15 protein-coding genes are annotated in these 15903 nt (G+C 69.8%); 4 read left to right on the forward strand and 11 right to left on the reverse strand.

Annotated features, from left to right (window positions below; translation table 11 throughout):
- Positions 1-9: 9 nt before the first annotated feature.
- A complete protein-coding gene (locus tag QT196_RS08420) occupies positions 10-1269 on the reverse strand; it encodes an MFS transporter (RefSeq protein ID WP_266735978.1) in 1260 nt (419 codons plus the stop codon).
- A 121-nt stretch (positions 1270-1390) separates the two neighbouring features.
- On the opposite strand from QT196_RS08420, the gene QT196_RS08425 reads away from it, so the two are divergent.
- On the forward strand, positions 1391-2491 hold the full coding sequence (locus QT196_RS08425; protein ID WP_168478328.1) for a LacI family DNA-binding transcriptional regulator: 1101 nt from the start codon (positions 1391-1393) through the stop codon (positions 2489-2491).
- Between the two features lie 48 nt (positions 2492-2539).
- Here the strand turns inward: QT196_RS08425 and prcA are convergent, their stop codons facing one another.
- The 6 genes from prcA to arc form a co-directional block, all read right to left on the reverse strand.
- Positions 2540-3385: a proteasome subunit alpha gene (gene prcA, locus QT196_RS08430; protein WP_168478329.1), complete on the reverse strand. Its 846-nt coding sequence runs from the start codon at positions 3383-3385 to the stop codon at positions 2540-2542.
- Between the two features lie 91 nt (positions 3386-3476).
- Complete coding sequence (gene prcB, locus QT196_RS08435) at positions 3477-4322, reverse strand: proteasome subunit beta (RefSeq protein WP_168478330.1); 846 nt, start codon at positions 4320-4322, stop codon at positions 3477-3479.
- Positions 4274-4531 carry an endonuclease domain-containing protein gene (locus tag QT196_RS08440; protein ID WP_328546396.1) on the reverse strand — a complete coding sequence of 86 codons (258 nt, stop codon included), beginning with the start codon at positions 4529-4531 and terminating at the stop codon, positions 4274-4276. Before QT196_RS08440 ends, prcB begins: the two co-directional genes overlap by 49 nt.
- 207 nt (positions 4532-4738) lie before the next feature.
- Positions 4739-4957, reverse strand: coding sequence for a ubiquitin-like protein Pup (locus QT196_RS08445; RefSeq protein WP_042157149.1), 219 nt, complete (start codon positions 4955-4957; stop codon positions 4739-4741).
- Positions 4958-5146: 189 nt separating this feature from the next.
- Positions 5147-6658, reverse strand: coding sequence for a depupylase/deamidase Dop (dop, locus tag QT196_RS08450; protein ID WP_168478331.1), 1512 nt, complete (start codon positions 6656-6658; stop codon positions 5147-5149).
- 276 nt (positions 6659-6934) lie between these two features.
- Complete coding sequence (gene arc, locus QT196_RS08455) at positions 6935-8701, reverse strand: proteasome ATPase (RefSeq protein ID WP_042157154.1); 1767 nt, start codon at positions 8699-8701, stop codon at positions 6935-6937.
- A gap of 249 nt (positions 8702-8950) precedes the next feature.
- Between arc and QT196_RS08460 the strand changes: the two genes are divergently transcribed.
- Positions 8951-9244, forward strand: coding sequence for a ferredoxin (locus tag QT196_RS08460; RefSeq protein ID WP_168478332.1), 294 nt, complete (start codon positions 8951-8953; stop codon positions 9242-9244).
- A gap of 45 nt (positions 9245-9289) precedes the next feature.
- On the opposite strand, the gene QT196_RS08465 is transcribed toward QT196_RS08460, so the two are convergent.
- The 3 genes from QT196_RS08465 to QT196_RS08475 all read right to left on the reverse strand — a co-directional run bounded on the left by QT196_RS08465 (position 9290) and on the right by QT196_RS08475 (position 12332).
- Positions 9290-9862, reverse strand: coding sequence for a hypothetical protein (locus QT196_RS08465; RefSeq protein ID WP_168483633.1), 573 nt, complete (start codon positions 9860-9862; stop codon positions 9290-9292).
- Positions 9863-10063: 201 nt separating this feature from the next.
- The gene (locus QT196_RS08470; RefSeq protein WP_085927759.1) at positions 10064-10990 is read right to left on the reverse strand and encodes a tRNA (adenine-N1)-methyltransferase; all 927 of its coding nucleotides are present in this window, start codon (positions 10988-10990) and stop codon (positions 10064-10066) included.
- A gap of 76 nt (positions 10991-11066) precedes the next feature.
- Complete coding sequence (locus QT196_RS08475; RefSeq protein ID WP_266735971.1) at positions 11067-12332, reverse strand: site-2 protease family protein; 1266 nt, start codon at positions 12330-12332, stop codon at positions 11067-11069.
- A 175-nt stretch (positions 12333-12507) separates the two neighbouring features.
- On the opposite strand from QT196_RS08475, the gene QT196_RS08480 reads away from it, so the two are divergent.
- Together QT196_RS08480 and QT196_RS08485 are read left to right on the forward strand one after the other, a co-directional pair.
- Positions 12508-13464, forward strand: coding sequence for a RecB family exonuclease (locus QT196_RS08480; protein ID WP_290354677.1), 957 nt, complete (start codon positions 12508-12510; stop codon positions 13462-13464).
- 13 nt (positions 13465-13477) lie between these two features.
- Entirely contained in the window at positions 13478-14149 is a 672-nt protein-coding gene (locus QT196_RS08485) for a response regulator transcription factor (RefSeq protein ID WP_020929992.1), read from the forward strand.
- A 95-nt stretch (positions 14150-14244) separates the two neighbouring features.
- On the opposite strand, the gene QT196_RS08490 is transcribed toward QT196_RS08485, so the two are convergent.
- Entirely contained in the window at positions 14245-15843 is a 1599-nt protein-coding gene (locus QT196_RS08490) for an ABC transporter substrate-binding protein (protein WP_168478335.1), read from the reverse strand.
- Positions 15844-15903 lie beyond the last annotated feature (60 nt).

Below are 15903 nucleotides of genomic sequence, written 5' to 3' on the forward strand. Positions count from 1 at the left end.
GACTGAACATTACGCCTGACGGCCTGCTCTGAAACCGGGTTCGGCCGCACCGTTTCGATCATTTTCCGCCGAGGCGGCCACGAGCGTCTGCCGTACGGGATCCCCAAGAAATCGCTTCGTCGACAAAAGGACGAGCATCGCGGCGATCCCACCGGCCCCCGCCACGGCGAAGCCCGCGACCGCGCCGCCGCTCTCCACCGCCGGGCCCACGACCGCGGCCCCCACCGACGCTCCGACGCCGAACGTCGTCACCAGCCAGGAAAACGCCTCCGTCACCGTGCCCTTGGGCGCATGCCGGTCCACCACGACGAACGCGCAGGCCAGCGCCGGCGCCAGGAACACACCGGCGACACCGGTCAGCACCGTCATCCCGGCCACGTCCGGCACCAGCACCAGCGGCACATAGCCCACCGCCAGCAGACAGACCAGCAGCCGCAGCCGGCTCTCCGGTCGCCCCGGCCACTCCCGGGCGCCGTAGACGAGGCCGCCGGCCAGCGCGCCGACACCGAGCGCGGACAGCAGCACGCTGGAGACCATTCCGCCGCCGTGCTCATCGGCGTACGCCACCGCCGCGACCGCGATCGACCCCATCGCCAGCCCCACGAAGAGGAACGCCGCGACCAGCACCAGCAGCCCGGCCGAGCGCAGCGCCCCCAGCCAGTGCGCCTCCCGGGGCCCGCTGCGCCACTCCCGGGACGGCCTGGACACGACGACGGAGAGTGCGCCGAACACCCCGAGCAGGTTGATCACCCACAGCGCCGCCCCTTCGGACCAGGCCGCCACGCACAGCGTCACCAGCAAGGGCCCCACCGCGAACATGACTTCCTGGGCCACCGCGTCCAGCGCGTAGGCGGCGTGCACCCGGTCCGCGCGCTTGAGGACCCCGGGCCACAGCGCCCGCAGACCACCTTCCAGGGGCGGGGTGAAGAAACCGGCGATCACCATGGCGGCGTAGGCGAGCCACAGCACATCCAGGCCGACGGCCGCCAGCAGCGCCATGCCGAGCGCCGAGAGCACCGAGGCGGGCAGCATCACCCGCGGCTGTCCGTAGAGGTCCACGGCCCGGCCCAGCAACGGCTGGCCGATGGCGTTGCAGACGCCATAGACCGCGGAGAGCGCACCGGCCAAGGCGTAGCTGCCGCCCTCGGCGCGTACGAAGAGGACCACGGCCAGCGCCGCGGTGGCGTTCGGCAGCCTGCCGACCAGCGTCCCCGCCAGGAGCCGGGCCGCATGCCGGGTCCTGAGCAGCTCCGCGTATCCCGCAGCCATCCGCGCCCCTTTCCGGTCCGGTCGCACCGGACGTGTTACGTATAACCTTCGCCGTTATACGTACCATGACGCCAACCCGCGGTCCACCCGCGATGGCCGAACGTGAGGAGCGAGACACCCGGTGAGCAGCAACGAGGCCGCACCCTCCACCGGAGCGGCCGGCGCCGCGCGCCCCGGCGGCCCGGCCCCCGCCCGCGTCACCAGCCGGGACGTGGCCCGCGCCGCCGGAGTCTCCCAGGCCGCCGTCTCACTCGTCCTGGGCGGCAAATGGCGCGGCCGGGTCTCCCCCGGCAAGGCGGAAGCCGTCCGCGCCGCCGCCCGCGAGCTGGGCTACCGGCCCAATCTCGCCGCCCGCAGCCTGCGGATGGGCCGCACCCGTACGGTGCTGCTGGTCGTTCCCGCCCTGACCAGCGAGTTCTTCGCCCGCGTCTACACCGGCGCGGCCCGGGTCGCCGCCGACCACGGCTTCGGCGTGGTCCTCTACCCCTCCCCCGAGGGGATCGGCCCCGCCCGCGACCCGTTCGACTCCGCCGCGGCCACCCTGGACGGAGTGATCGCCTCGTCCATGGCCGCCGAGGCGCTCGCCGCACTCCGGGACGCGGATCTGCCGCTGGTCATGCTCGACAGCGACCCCGACGACGACCGGGCCGGCGCCACTGTCAACCTCGATATCGCCGACGGCGTACGGCAGTTGACCGGCCATCTGACCGCCCTCGGCCACCGCCGCATCACCCACCTCGCGGCCGATGTCCGGTCCTGGACCTTCGAGGTGCGCGCCCGCGCCGTCGCCGACAGCCTCCGGGGCGTCCCCGGCGCGCTGCTGCGCCGTCAGCCGGCCGCCCTCCGGGTGGACGCCGGGCTGCACGCCGCGCACGCCGCCCTCACCGGGCCCGGCCCCCGCCCCACGGCGCTGCTCTGCGACGACGACATCATCGCCGCGGGCGCCTGCAAGGCCGTCCGCCGCCTGGGCCTGCGCGTCCCCGAAGACGTCTCCGTCACCGGCTTCGACGACCTGGCCCTGGCCGTCGCCGTCGAACCGGAGCTGACGACCGTACGGCTGCCCGCCGAGGAGTTCGGCGAGGCCGGGATGCGGGCCCTGATGACGGTGCTCGACGGACACCCGGCGGACGCCCCCACCCTGCCCGTGGAACTGGTCACCCGCGGCTCCACCGCCCCGCCCCAGGACACCCCCGGACATGCCACGCGCCCCGGCGGGCAGTGACCCACCGGGGCGCGTGAACCGGGCCTCGGGCCCGAAAGCGGTACCTCGTCAGAGCAGCGGGCCGGACTCCCCGTCGGAGTCGTCCTTGTCCTTGGCGCCCTTGCCGCCCTTGGCGCCGGATCCTTCGTCGGACGCCCCGGCCTCGCCCGCACCGGCATCCGCGTCCGCCGCCGGCTCCTTGGCGCCCGCGGCGGCGTGCTCGTCCAGGAGCCGCGACAGCTGCCGCCCCAGGATCCGCTTGAACTTGCGCTGCTGCGGCCGCGTGCGGTCCAGAGTGGCGACCTCGAGCTGTTCGGCGGTCAGGGTGCGCTCACCGCCGTTGGTGTCCCGCGACAGGGACTCCATCGCCAGCTTCAGCGCCTCGGCCAGCGTCATGCCGTCGCGGTGCCGCTGGTCGAGATAGCTGCTGATCTGGTCGGCGTTGCCACCGACGGCCACCGACCCGTGCTCGTCCACGATCGAGCCGTCGTGCGGCAGCCGGTAGATCTGGTCGTCCTCCGGCGCGGCGCCGACCTCGGCCACGATCAGCTCGACCTCGTAGGGCTTCTCGGCGGCGCTGGAGAAGATCGTGCCGAGCGTCTGGGCGTAGACATTCGCCAGGCCGCGCGCGGTCACGTCCTCCCGGTCGTAGGTGTAACCCCGCAGATCGGCATAGCGCACACCGCCGATCCGCAGATTCTCGAACTCGTTGTATTTGCCGACGGCCGCGAAGGCGATCCGGTCATAGATCTCGCTGACCTTGTGCAGGGCGCGGGAGGGATTCTCGGCGACGAAGACCACGCCGTCGGTGTATTGCAGCACCACGACACTGCGGCCGCGCGCGATGCCCTTGCGGGCGTATTCGGCGCGATCGGCCATGGCCTGCTGGGGTGAGACATAGAACGGCGTCGACACCGGCTATCCGTCCCTTCCTGTCAAGAGCTCTCTCAGTGGCTGGGGGCACACCCAGCGGGAGCTGGGGGAGCATTGCGGAACATCCGTCCCGTCAGAGCAGCGCGGCGCGCGGACCGTCGGGCTGCTCCAGGCGGCGCTCATAAATGGCACGGGCGATCTCCGCGACCTCGGACTCGGCCAGCCTCCTGAAGCCGTCCTCGGTGATCACGGTGACGATGGGGTAGATCCGCCGTGCCATGTCCGGTCCGCCGGTCGCCGAATCGTCGTCCGCGGCGTCATAGAGCGCCTGGACGACGGCCGTGGCGGCCTGATTCTCCGTGAAGTCCTCCTGGAAGAGCTTCTTCAGGGCGCTGCGCGCGAAGACCGAGCCGGAACCCGTCGCCGCGAAACCCTGCTCTTCCGAGCGCCCGCCGGTGACGTCGTACGAGAAGATACGGCCCTTCTCGCGGTCCAGGTCATAGCCGGCGAACAACGGCACCACGGCCAGGCCCTGCATGGCCATCCCGAGATTGCTGCGAATCATCGTCGACAGACGATTCGCCTTGCCCTCCAGGGAGAGTTGGGCGCCCTCGACCTTCTCGAAGTGCTCCAGCTCCAGCTGGAAGAGCTTGACCATTTCCACCGCGAGGCCTGCCGTGCCCGCGATGCCGACCGCCGAATACTCGTCGGCCGGGAAAACCTTCTCGATGTCACGCTGCGCGATGACATTGCCCATGGTCGCCCGGCGGTCACCGGCGAGCACCACGCCCCCGGGGAACGCCGCGGCGACGATCGTCGTGCCGTGCGGCGCCTCGATGGCACCCTGCACCGGCGGCAACGGGCGATTGCCCGGCAGCAGATCGGGCGAGTGCGCGCCGAGGAAATCCATGAACGACGAGGATCCAGGCGTCAGGAAGGCAGCTGGTAGACGCCCGGTGCTTCGAGTATTGGCTTCCACACGTTTCCTTCCGGATATGCGATGGCCCTGCGCATGGCGACGGGGTCATCCCTCAACTTGCCGAGTGCCGAGTTGCAGTTGATGCACCGTACGCCCCGGACCTTACCCGTATCGGGGGTGTGATCCACATGCCCGGGGCCCGGCTCTGGACGGATCGGACGGAGACCGGCCGCTCCTTGATCATCGCGCCCGCCCGGCGGCGCCCGCACCCACCGGGGCCGGCGGACCGGCTTTCGGTGTACGGCATTCCCGGCGCTGCGCCGGGCGCGTGCCGTGGTGCCCTTCCGGGCGTACGAGGTGCCGCGGCCATGACGGCCGTCGCCTCTCCCCGGATGCCGCCCGAAGGCTGCGCACGGTCATTCCCTGCACCGCGCGCAACGCTCCGGCCCCCCTGCATCGAACGTGTCCGGTCCGCTCTACTCCCCGCCCTTTTGCACGAAGCTCCGAACGAAATCCTCTGCGTTCTCTTCGAGGACATCGTCGATCTCGTCCAGCACCGAGTCCACGTCGTCCGACAACTTTTCCTGGCGTTCCTTGAGGTCTTCCGAAGCCTCCGCGTCCTGCGTCTGCTCCTCGACCTCTTCGGTGGAACGCGTGGCCTTGGCCTGTCCGCCGCCGCTGTCCTTGGTCGCCATGTCCCTCACCCCGCTCGGTTCGCCCCGCTCGATGTGACCTTCAAGATCCGACCCTACAAGCAGGGTCGAACATCGGCCCTGCACTTGCTGCAACGCCCGGGAGTCACCTCGATGATTCCCGCCCCGCGACGATTTCAGCCGTGGATCGGCCGCGGATCGCCACAAAATTTGTCGTGCACCTGCCGCGGCTCAGCGACCGGAGAGCGTCCTGACCAGCTCCTCTGCGGTACGGCAGCGGTCAAGGAGCTCCTTGACGTGCTTACGCGTCCCCCGCAGCGGCTCCAGTGTGGGAACCCGTTGCAGGGAGTCACGACCGGGCAGATCGAAAATGACCGAATCCCAGGAGGCCGCCGCGACATCGTCCGCGTACTGCTCCAGGCAGCGACCGCGGAAGTACGCCCTGGTGTCCTCTGGGGGCTTCTGCTCCGCCCGGGTGACGTCCGGCTCGTCCAGCAGCCGCTTCATCTTGCCCCGGGCCGCCAGACGGTTGTACAGGCCCTTCTCGGGGCGCACGTCGGCGTACTGAAGATCGATGAGATGCAGCCGCGCCGCGTCCCAGTCCAGGCCGTCCCGGCGCCGGTAGCCCTCCATGAGCTCACGCTTGGCGACCCAGTCCAGCTCGCCGGACAGGCTCATCGGATCGTTCTCCAGCCGGCCGAGCACGTCCTCCCACCTGGTCAGGACGTCCTTGGTCTGGTCGTCCGCATCCGCTCCGTAACGGTCCTCGACGTATTTGCGGGCCAGCTCGAAGTACTCCATCTGGAGCTGGACGGCGGTGAGCGTGCGGCCACTGCGGAGCGTGATCAGATGTTGCAGGGTGGGGTCGTGGGAGACCTGGTGGAGGGTGCGGACGGGCTGGTCGACGGCCAGGTCGACGGCGATGAACCCGTCCTCGATCATGGAGAGCACCAGCGAGGTGGTGCCCAGCTTCAGATAGGTCGAGATCTCGGAGAGGTTGGCGTCGCCGATGATCACGTGGAGCCGGCGGTACTTCTCCGCGTCCGCGTGCGGTTCGTCGCGGGTGTTGATGATCGGCCGCTTGAGCGTCGTCTCCAGGCCGACCTCCACCTCGAAGTAGTCGGCGCGCTGGCTGAGCTGGAAGCCGTGCTCGTGGCCGTCCTGGCCGATACCGACCCGGCCGGCGCCGGTGACCACCTGGCGGGAGACGAAGAACGGCGTCAGGTGCCGCACGATGTCCGAGAACGGGGTCTCCCGCTTCATCAGGTAGTTCTCGTGCGTGCCGTAGGAGGCGCCCTTGTTGTCGGTGTTGTTCTTGTAGAGGTGGATGGGCTGGGCGCCGGGGACCTGGGCGGCCCGCTCGGCGGCCTCGGCCATGATCCGCTCGCCGGCCTTGTCCCAGAGGACGGCGTCGCGCGGATTGGTGACCTCGGGGGCGCTGTATTCGGGGTGGGCATGGTCGACGTAGAGCCGGGCGCCATTGGTGAGGATCACATTGGCCAGGCCGATGTCCTCGTCCGTGAGCTGGCTGGCGTCGGCGTTGTCCCGTGAGAGGTCGAAGCCGCGGGCGTCCCGCAGCGGGTTCTCCTCCTCGAAATCCCAGCGGGCACGGCGTGCCCGGTGCATCGCGGCCGCGTAGGCGTTGACGACCTGGGACGAGGTGAGCATGGCATTGGCGTTCGGGTGGCCGGGGACGGAGATCCCGTACTCCGTCTCGATTCCCATTACTCGCCGTACAGTCATGCGGCCCTCCTAGCCCGGCGGCGCCCCCGGATGGGGTCGGCGCTCAAGTACCGCTGTGCTTCCGGTCCGTGTGCGTGCCCCACGCCCGCACAGCGTGACGCAGCGGTACCGAAGAGCCTAGAACGCCTTAGCGGCGCTGGGGAGATCATTACAGTCATTGCTCCAGTCCGGTTTTCCCTGGTTCACCGCGCCCTTATGGGGAGCGGTTCTGGCGCCCCCGGAAAAGCGTCCGGCTGCGGACGCCCCGTGCAGGACATCCGCAGCCGGAGAGCGGTGTTACAGGTATTGGCCGGTATTCGCCACCGTATCGATGGAGCGACCGGTGTCGGCGCCCTGCTTTCCGGTGACCAGCGTACGGATGTATACGATCCGCTCGCCCTTCTTTCCGGAGATCCGGGCCCAGTCGTCCGGATTGGTGGTGTTGGGCAGGTCCTCGTTCTCCTTGAACTCATCCACGCAGGCCTGGAGGAGGTGGGAAACCCGAAGCCCCTTCTGATTGTGTTCGAGGAAGGCCTTGATGGCCATCTTCTTCGCACGTCCTACGATGTTTTCGATCATCGCACCGGAGTTGAAGTCCTTGAAGTAAAGGACTTCCTTGTCACCATTGGCGTAGGTGACCTCCAGGAAGCGATTTTCCTCGGATTCCGCATACATCTGCTCGACGACCGACTGGATCATTCCGCTCACTGCGGCCTTCCGCGAGTCGCCGTGTTCGGCGAGGTCGTCGGAGTGCAGCGGCAGCCGTTCCGTGAGGTACTTCGAGAAGATGTCCTTGGCGGCCTCCGCGTCCGGACGCTCGATCTTGATCTTCACGTCGAGACGGCCGGGGCGCAGGATCGCCGGGTCGATCATGTCCTCGCGGTTCGAGGCGCCGATCACGATCACGTTCTCGAGGCCCTCGACACCGTCGATCTCGGAGAGCAGCTGCGGGACGATGGTGTTCTCCACGTCCGAGCTGACGCCGGAGCCCCGGGTGCGGAAGAGGGAGTCCATCTCGTCGAAGAAGACGATGACGGGGGTGCCCTCGCTCGCCTTTTCCCTGGCGCGCTGGAAGACCAGCCGGATGTGCCGTTCCGTCTCGCCGACGTACTTGTTGAGCAGCTCGGGGCCCTTGATGTTGAGGAAGAAGCTCTTCCCCGCGGGCTGCCCGGTCACCTCGGCGACCTTCTTGGCAAGGGAGTTGGCGACCGCCTTGGCGATGAGCGTCTTGCCGCAGCCGGGCGGGCCGTAGAGCAAGACACCCTTGGGCGGGCGGAGTTCGTGCTCCTTGAAGAGGTCGGGGTAGAGGTACGGAAGCTCGACCGCGTCCCGGATCAGTTCGATCTGGCCGCCCAGACCGCCGATCTTGGTGTAGTCGATGTCCGGGACCTCTTCGAGGACGAGTTCCTCGACCTCGCTCTTCGGGATGACCTCGTAGACGTAGCCGGAGCGGGGCTCGAGGAGCAGGGCGTCGCCGGGGCGGATGGTGATGTCCAGCAGCGGCTCGGCGAGCCTGACCACCCGTTCCTCGTCGGTGTGCCCGATCACCAGGGCGCGCTCGCCGTCCTCAAGGATCTCCTTGAGGGTGACGATGTCGCCGGCGCTCTCGAACTCCATGGCCTCGACCACGTTGAGCGCTTCATTGAGCATGACCTCTTGGCCGCGCCTGAGGTCCTCGGTCTCCACACTGGGGCTGACATTCACCCGGAGCTTTCTGCCGCCGGTGAAAATGTCGACCGTGCCGTCATCGTTCGTCTGAAGGAAGACCCCGAAGCCGGCCGGCGGCTGCGCGAGCCGGTCGACTTCCTCCTTCAGGGCCACGATCTGGTCGCGGGCCTCGCGGAGAGTATTGGCGAGACGCTCGTTCTGCGCCGAGACGCCGGCCAGGTTGGTCTGCAGCTCGACGATCCGCTCTTCGAGAATCCTCGTGTGACGCGGAGAGTCGGCGAGCTTGCGTCGCAGGACGGCGATCTCCTGCTCAAGATAGGCAACCTGGCCGGCGGGATCTTCAGACCCTCGCCCCGGCCGGATGCCGCGGTTGATGTCGTCGTCGTGGGCTGCCACGGTCCTCACCTCCTCCAAGGAGCTGGACGCTTCCTGACCCTACCTGGGCCGGTGCAGGTTGAAACCCCTAGATCGAAAAGACTGTCGGGGCGTGTCCGATCTTCACCCTTGCGCACGTCCTCACGCCAAGGGAATACCCACCCAACAACATCGGAAAGCGAGCGGTTGTATCGTCGACTTGGTCAACACCCGTCAGGGCTGGCGCCACTTAGACAAAAACGGTTCACGTACGCAGGAACGGCAGGCGAGATGACCGCGCAGGACGAAGCCCCAGAGCTGGAAGTATGGATCGACCAGGATCTGTGCACCGGGGACGGCATCTGTGCGCAGTACGCGCCGGAGGTCTTCGAGCTCGACATCGATGGTCTGGCCTACGTCAAGAGCACCGATGACGAGCTGCTCCAGGACAAGGGGGCCACAACGCCCGTCCCGCTGAAGATGCTGGACGACGTCCGGGATTCGGCGAAGGAGTGCCCCGGGGACTGCATCCACGTCCGCCGCGTCACGGACCTGGTCGAGGTCTACGGCCCGGACGCGGAGTAGCCCCGCCGGAGCGGAACGCTCCCGGCGGGAACACCGTGTGACCGGTCAGACGCGCCGGGTGCTCACAGCGGCGGGGAGTTCGCTCTGGACGAACTTCCCGCCCTTCCATTGCCACTTGACGCTCTTGCGCACGTCCGGGCAGCAGCGCGGGACATCGCGCGTGGAGTAGCCCAGGACCGCCGCAGAGATCGCGCCATCCTTGACGGCGAGGGTTTGGACGCTGCGCTGCTGCGCGGGCGCGAGGAGGGTCGCCACGATCCGCGGGGCCGCCCGGCGCCCGGCCGGCTGCGCGAGGACGTAGACGCCGCTGGGCGGGGAGCCCGCCCCGGTGTGGCAGCGGACCACCGCGACGGTCTCGGTCGTCCCGTCGCCGTCAAGGTCTCCGGAGGCCTTTTTCACCACGTCGAGGCGGTTGGGGCCGCAGTCGACCGGAAAGGTCACCCGGCTCGGGTCGGGGGCGGCGGCGGGGTGCATGCCGGTGGCGGCGGGGGTGGTCGTTGCCGTGGCGTCGGGGGGCTGGACGAAGGACGCGGCCGCGACGACCGCCGAGATGGCGGTGGCGGTGGCGAGCCAGTGCATGGGGCGCGGCTGGGTGTGCAAGAGGTCCTGGCCTGCCATGGGCTGCACGCGGGCTAACTCCTGTGAAGTGCTGTGGCGGTGGGAGTGCCCAGATCGTTCCACAGGAGGGGGCGGCAAGGAACCAGCAGGGCCGTAGTTTTCCGTGTACATCCGGGGTGGAAACGGAGCGGCGCCGCCGGCGGATTCCCGTGCGGGAACTCGTCGGCGGCGCCTGGTGGTTCGGTGGCCGGTTCTGGACGGTCAGCCGCGGTCGGTGGAGCCGCCGCCGGATGCCGCCGCCGCGTCCTTGCCGGGGCCCGTGTAGTCCTCGCCGTACGCGCCCTTGGCGGGGCGGCGGCGGCGCAGCGGGGGCTCGACGCCGTCGGCGAGGCGGCGGGCGGTCAGCAGGAAGCCGGTGTGGCCGATCATGCGGTGGTCCGGGCGGACGGCGAGGCCCTCCACGTGCCAGGTGCGGACCATGGTTTCCCAGGCCGACGGCTCGTTGAAGGTGCCGTGCTCACGGATCGCCTCGACGGTGCGGGCCATCTGCGTCGTCGTCGCGACGTAGGCGCAGAGGATGCCGCCGGGGACCAGGGCCTTGGAGACGGCCTCCAGGCACTCCCAGGGGGCGAGCATGTCGAGGATGACGCGGTCGACCTCGGTGTCGGAGAGGTTGTCCTGGAGGTCACCGACGGTGAGCGTCCATGCGGGGTGCGGACCGCCGAAGTAGCGCTCCACATTCTGCGTGGCGATCTCGGCGAAGTCGGCGCGGCGCTCGTAGGAGTGCAGCATGCCGTCGTCGCCGATGGCACGCAGCAGGAAGCTGCTGAGCGAGCCGGAGCCCACACCTGCCTCGACGACGCGGGCGCCGGGGAAGATGTCGGCCATCGCCAGGATCTGCCCCGCGTCCTTGGGGTAGACCACGGCGGCACCGCGGGGCATGGACAGGACGTAGTCGGGGAGCAGCGGGCGCAGCGCGAGGTAGGCGACGTTCCCTGTGGTACGGACAACGCTGCCCTCGGGAGCACCGATCAGCTCGTCGTGGGGGAAGGCTCCCTTGTGGGTGTGGAAGCTTTTTCCCTCTTCGAGCGTGAAGGTGTAGTGGCGTCCCTTGGGGTCGGTGAGCTGGACCTGGTCCCCGACCTTGAAGGGCCCGCGACGGCGGGCGGCACCGGTCGGTTCGGACATGTGACCAGCCTACCGGCCCGTCGGGGCCGCGCCGACCAGTGGGCGGGCGGTAGGCGGGCCGGTGGGCCGCCGAGCCCTAAGGGGCCACCTTGCGGGCCATGGCCGAGACGAAGGCGCGCTCGACGTCGCCGGTGGACAGCACGCCGTAGATCTCACCGGTCTCCTCGACGACGAGGTATTCGGTGGCGGGGGTGGCCCGGAGGTATTCCAGGAGGTCCTCGCCGGCGAGTTCGGCGGAGACCCGCATGCCGTCCTTGAGGTCCTGGGAGAGGGTGCCCACGGGGACCCAGGGGCGGCGGTGGTCGGGGACAGCGACAATGGCGGCCTCGCGGACGAGGGCGGTGGGGGTGCCCTGGCGGTCGACGACGACCAGGGCGCGGGCGCCGGCGTCGTTGGCGCGGCGCAGCGCCTCGGAGAGCGGGGTGTCGGTCTCGACGGGCACGGCGCGCCGGGTCAGGGTGCGGGCGGTGAGGTCGGGGAGGCGTTCGCGCAGCCGGGCCATGCGCAGGCTGTTGCCGGCGCCGGTCCAGATGATGGCGGCGAGGATCGCGGCGAGCAGCGCGTCGGTGAGCGAGTCGGCGCCGCCGATCTCGGGGCGGGCGGTGCCGAGGGCGCCGGTGTGGGTGAGCAGCGGCAGTCCGATGAGGACGGTGACGGCGAGCGCGCGGCCCACCCAGGCGGCGGCGATGGTGCCGCTCATGGGCCGGCCGGTGATCTTCCAGACCAGGGCGCGCAGCATCCGGCCGCCGTCCAGCGGGAGGCCGGGCAGCAGGTTGAAGACCGCGACGATGAGGTTGGAGATCATCAGGCCCGCGAGCAGGACTCCGGGGACGGTGCCGGGCTCGACGAACTGCATGCCCGCGTAGAAGACCCCGGCGAGGACGAGGGAGAGCAGCGGGCCGACGAAGGCGAGGACGAACTCCCTGCCGGGGGTCTCGGTCTCCTTCTCGATCTCCGAGACGCCGCCGAAGAACTGGAGCTGGATACGGCGTACGGGGAGCTTGAAGCGGAGCGCGGCGACGGTGTGGGCCAGCTCGTGGACGAGCACCGAGGCGTAGAAGGCGACGGCGAAGAAGAGCGAGACCAGATAGCGGGCGGCGCCGAGCTCGGGCAGCACACGCTCCAGCTGGCCGCCGAAGACCCAGGTGATCAGGGCGGCGACGAGGAACCAGCTGGGCGCCACGTAGACGGGCACGCCGAAGGGACGGCCCATCAGAATGCCGCCGCCGCTCTTCCTTTTGCCCGGAGGGGGTCCCTTCGGTCCGTTGTTGCGCTCGGGCGGCTCGGGCGGCTGGGGCCGCACGGACTCCTCGGGGTCCTGCGACTTCCCGCTCTCGTCCACGGCGTCCCCTCATTGACTACGGCTTTCGCCCCTGCTCGGCCTGATATCTCGATCATGCAGGGCGAAGGGGTCCGCCGTCGATGGTATGCGGAGCGGCCCGGCCCGGTCCGCCGCGGGGCCCTTGCGCCGGTGACCCGTCCGCGCCTGTCAGTGGCGGGCCGTAGGGTTTTGTGGCATGGGATGGAGCACGGAGCAGGCCGGGGCGGACACGCGGAGCGGGCGGAGCGGCGGTGAGCCGGGCGCGGTGGCGGCCGGGGCGGGGCCCGGCGACGGGGAGCGGGCGCGGCCGCCGGTGGCGCTGTCGCCGTCGCGGGCGAGCGATTTCATGCAGTGCCCGCTGCTTTACCGCTTCCGGGTGATCGACCGGCTGCCGGAGAAGCCGAGCGCGGCGGCGACCCGGGGCACGGTCGTCCATGCGGTGCTGGAGCGGCTCTTCGACGCTCCGGCGGCGGAGCGTACGGCGGCCGGGGCGCGGGCGCTGGTGCCGGGCGAGTGGGAGAAGCTGCTCGCCAAGCGGCCGGAGCTGGCCGAGCTGTTCGCGGAGGACGCGGGGGGCGAGCGGCTGGCGGGGTGGCTGGCGGAGGCCGAGGCGCTGGTGGAGCGGTGGTTCTCGCTGGAGGATCCGACGCGTCTGGAGCCGGCGGACCGTGAGCTGTATGTGGAGACGGTGCTGGAGTCGGGGCTTCAGCTGCGGGGCTTCATCGACCGGGTGGATGTCGCGCCGACCGGCGAGGTGCGGATCGTCGACTACAAGACCGGTAAGGCGCCGCGGCCGCAGTTCGCCGAGGGCGCGCTGTTCCAGATGAAGTTCTACGCGCTGGTGGTGTGGCGGCTGCGCGGTGTGGTGCCGCGGCGGCTTCAGCTGGTCTATCTGGGCAGCGGCGATGTGGTGACGTACGACCCGGTCGAGGCCGATCTGCGGGGCGTGGAGCGGAAGTTGCTGGCGCTGTGGGAGGCGATCCAGCTGGCGACGGTGAGCGGCGACTGGCGGCCGCGGCCGACGAAGCTGTGCGGCTGGTGCGACCACCAGGCGCACTGTCCGGAATTCGGCGGCACTCCCCCGGTGTATCCGCTCCAGGTGCGCCCGGCGGAGGGCGGTGTGCCGCCGCAGGGCAGAATGGGGGACATCTAACGAAGGAGAGCTCGTGGCCATCCGCGTCCTGCTGGTCGACGACCAGCCCCTGCTGCGTACGGGATTCCGGATGATTCTGGAGGCGGAGCAGGATCTGGCGGTCGTCGGGGAGGCCGGGGACGGCCTCCAGGCGCTGGAGCAGGTGCGGGCCCTTCAGCCCGATGTGGTGCTGATGGACATCCGGATGCCCCGGATGGACGGGGTCGAGGCGACCCGGCAGATCACCGGCCCGGCGAAGGACGGCCCGGCGAAGGTGCTGGTGCTGACGACCTTCGATCTGGACGAGTATGTCGTCGAGGCGCTGCGGGCGGGGGCCAGCGGCTTTCTGCTCAAGGACGCGCCGGCCAATGAGCTGGTGCAGGCGATCCGGGTGGTGGCGGGGGGCGAGGCGATGCTCGCGCCGAGCATCACCCGCCGGCTGCTGGACAAGTACGCCGGCCATCTGCCGTCGGGCGAGGAGCCGGTGCCGGACACCCTGCACACCCTCACCGAGCGCGAGGTGGAGGTGCTGAAGCTGGTGGCCCGCGGGTTGTCGAATGCGGAGATCGCCGCGGACCTGTTCGTCAGCGAGACCACCGTCAAGACGCATGTCGGGCATGTGCTGACGAAGCTGGGGCTGCGCGACCGGGTGCAGGCGGCGGTGTACGCCTACGAGAGCGGTCTGGTGCGCCCCGGCGCACAGTAGGGCGGCGGGGCCTGACGGCCCGGCAGACGGACGACGGCGGGGCCGGCCCGGGGAGATGTCCCGGGCCGGCCCCGCCGTGGTGTGCAGACGTCCGGTCAGGCCTCGGCCGGCTTGCTGATCTCCCAGAAGCGGAAGACGGTCGACGGGTCCAGGGTCCATTCCAGACCGGAGACCCCTTCCCGGGCCACCGCGTACTGCTTGCCCTGCCAGAGCGGGAGCATCGGCACGTCCTGCGCGACGATGTCCTGGAGCTCCCGGAACTCGGACTTGGTGGCGCCGCGGTTCGGCTGGTCGGCCGTCTTGGGCAGCAGCCGTCCGGTGATGGAGGGCGAGTTGTAGTGGTTGGCCACCACACTGTCCTTGCCGAAGAACGGCGCGGTGAAGTTGTCGGGGTCCGGATAGTCGGGGACCCAGCCCTTGACGTAGACGCCGAACTTGCCGTCGGCCATGCCCTGCTCGTACTCCTTGGTGGGCAGGGTGCGCACCTTGGCGTTGAACAGCCCGCTGGCGTTGAGCTGTTGGGCGATCTCCTCGAAGGCCGGGACGGTGCCGGGGCCGTAGCGCTCGGGGGTGGCCCACAGCGTGAGCGGCACCTTGCCGTTGTAGCCGGCCGAGCGCAGCGCGTCCTTCGCCTTGTCGGGCTTCGGGCGGTCGCCGTAGGTGTTGAAGAAGGAGGTGCTGTGGCCCGTGATGCCGGCCGGGACGATCGAGTACAGCGGCACCGCGGTGCGCTGGTAGACGTCCCGGACCAGGGTCGAGCGGTCCAGGAGGTAGGCGATCGCCTTACGGACGCCGAGCTTGCCGGCGACCGGGTCCTTGAGGTTGAAGACCAGGTGCATGACCTCGGCGCTGGCGCCCTCGACGACCTGGGTGCCGTGCTGCTGCTTCAGCGAGGCGTTGTCGAGTGCGGCGATGTCCTTCATGGCCAGACCGCGGTAGGCGACATCGACATCGCCCTTCTCGACGGCCGTCTTGAGCGCGCCGGGAGCGTTGAAGAACTTCACGGTCATGCCGGAGTTCTTGACCTTGGCCGGGCCCTTGTAGGAGCCGTTGACGGCGAAGACGGCCTTCTGGGAGCTGTAGTCCTTGAGGGTGTAGACGCCGGAGCCGACGGCCTTGCCGTCGGTGCGCAGCCGGTCGGCGGGGTACTCCGCGTGGTCGACGATGGAGCCGGCGCCGGAGGCTATCTTCATGGGGAAGGTCGCGTCGGGCGACTTCAGCCGGAAGACCACGGTCTTGGAGTCCGGGGCCTCGACCTTGTCGAGCGCGGCGAACATCACGGCCGGGCCGTCCTTGTCCTTGATGCGCTTGATGCGGTCGAAGGAGAACTTGACGTCCTTGGACGTCAGCGGGTGGCCGTTACTGAAGGTGAGTCCGTCCTTCAGGGTGCAGCGGTAGACCTTGCTCTCCCTGTCGGTGAACCCGCAGCGCTCGGCGGCCTCCGGCTCGGGAGTGGTGCCTCCCTTGGGGAAGCTCAGCAGGGACTGGAAGGCATTGTTGAACAACAGCCAGGAGCCCGGGTCGTAGCCGGAGGCGGGGTCGGTGGACACGACCTTGTCCGTCATTCCCATGACCACGGGCTCGCCGTTGCCGGCCGCCCCCGAGTCGTCCGTGCCGCACCCGGCGACCGCGAGCAGAGCTGTGGTCAGCCCCGCCCCGATCGGGGCGGCCAGCCACTGGTCGCGCTTCCTCACTAAACGGTCCTCACGTTCTGGGTCGTGCCTGTCGGGCCGCGGACAGGAAGCCGCGGCGGT

Source organism: Streptomyces sp. P9-2B-2 (assembly GCF_030406865.1).
Classification (GTDB): domain Bacteria; phylum Actinomycetota; class Actinomycetes; order Streptomycetales; family Streptomycetaceae; genus Streptomyces; species Streptomyces platensis.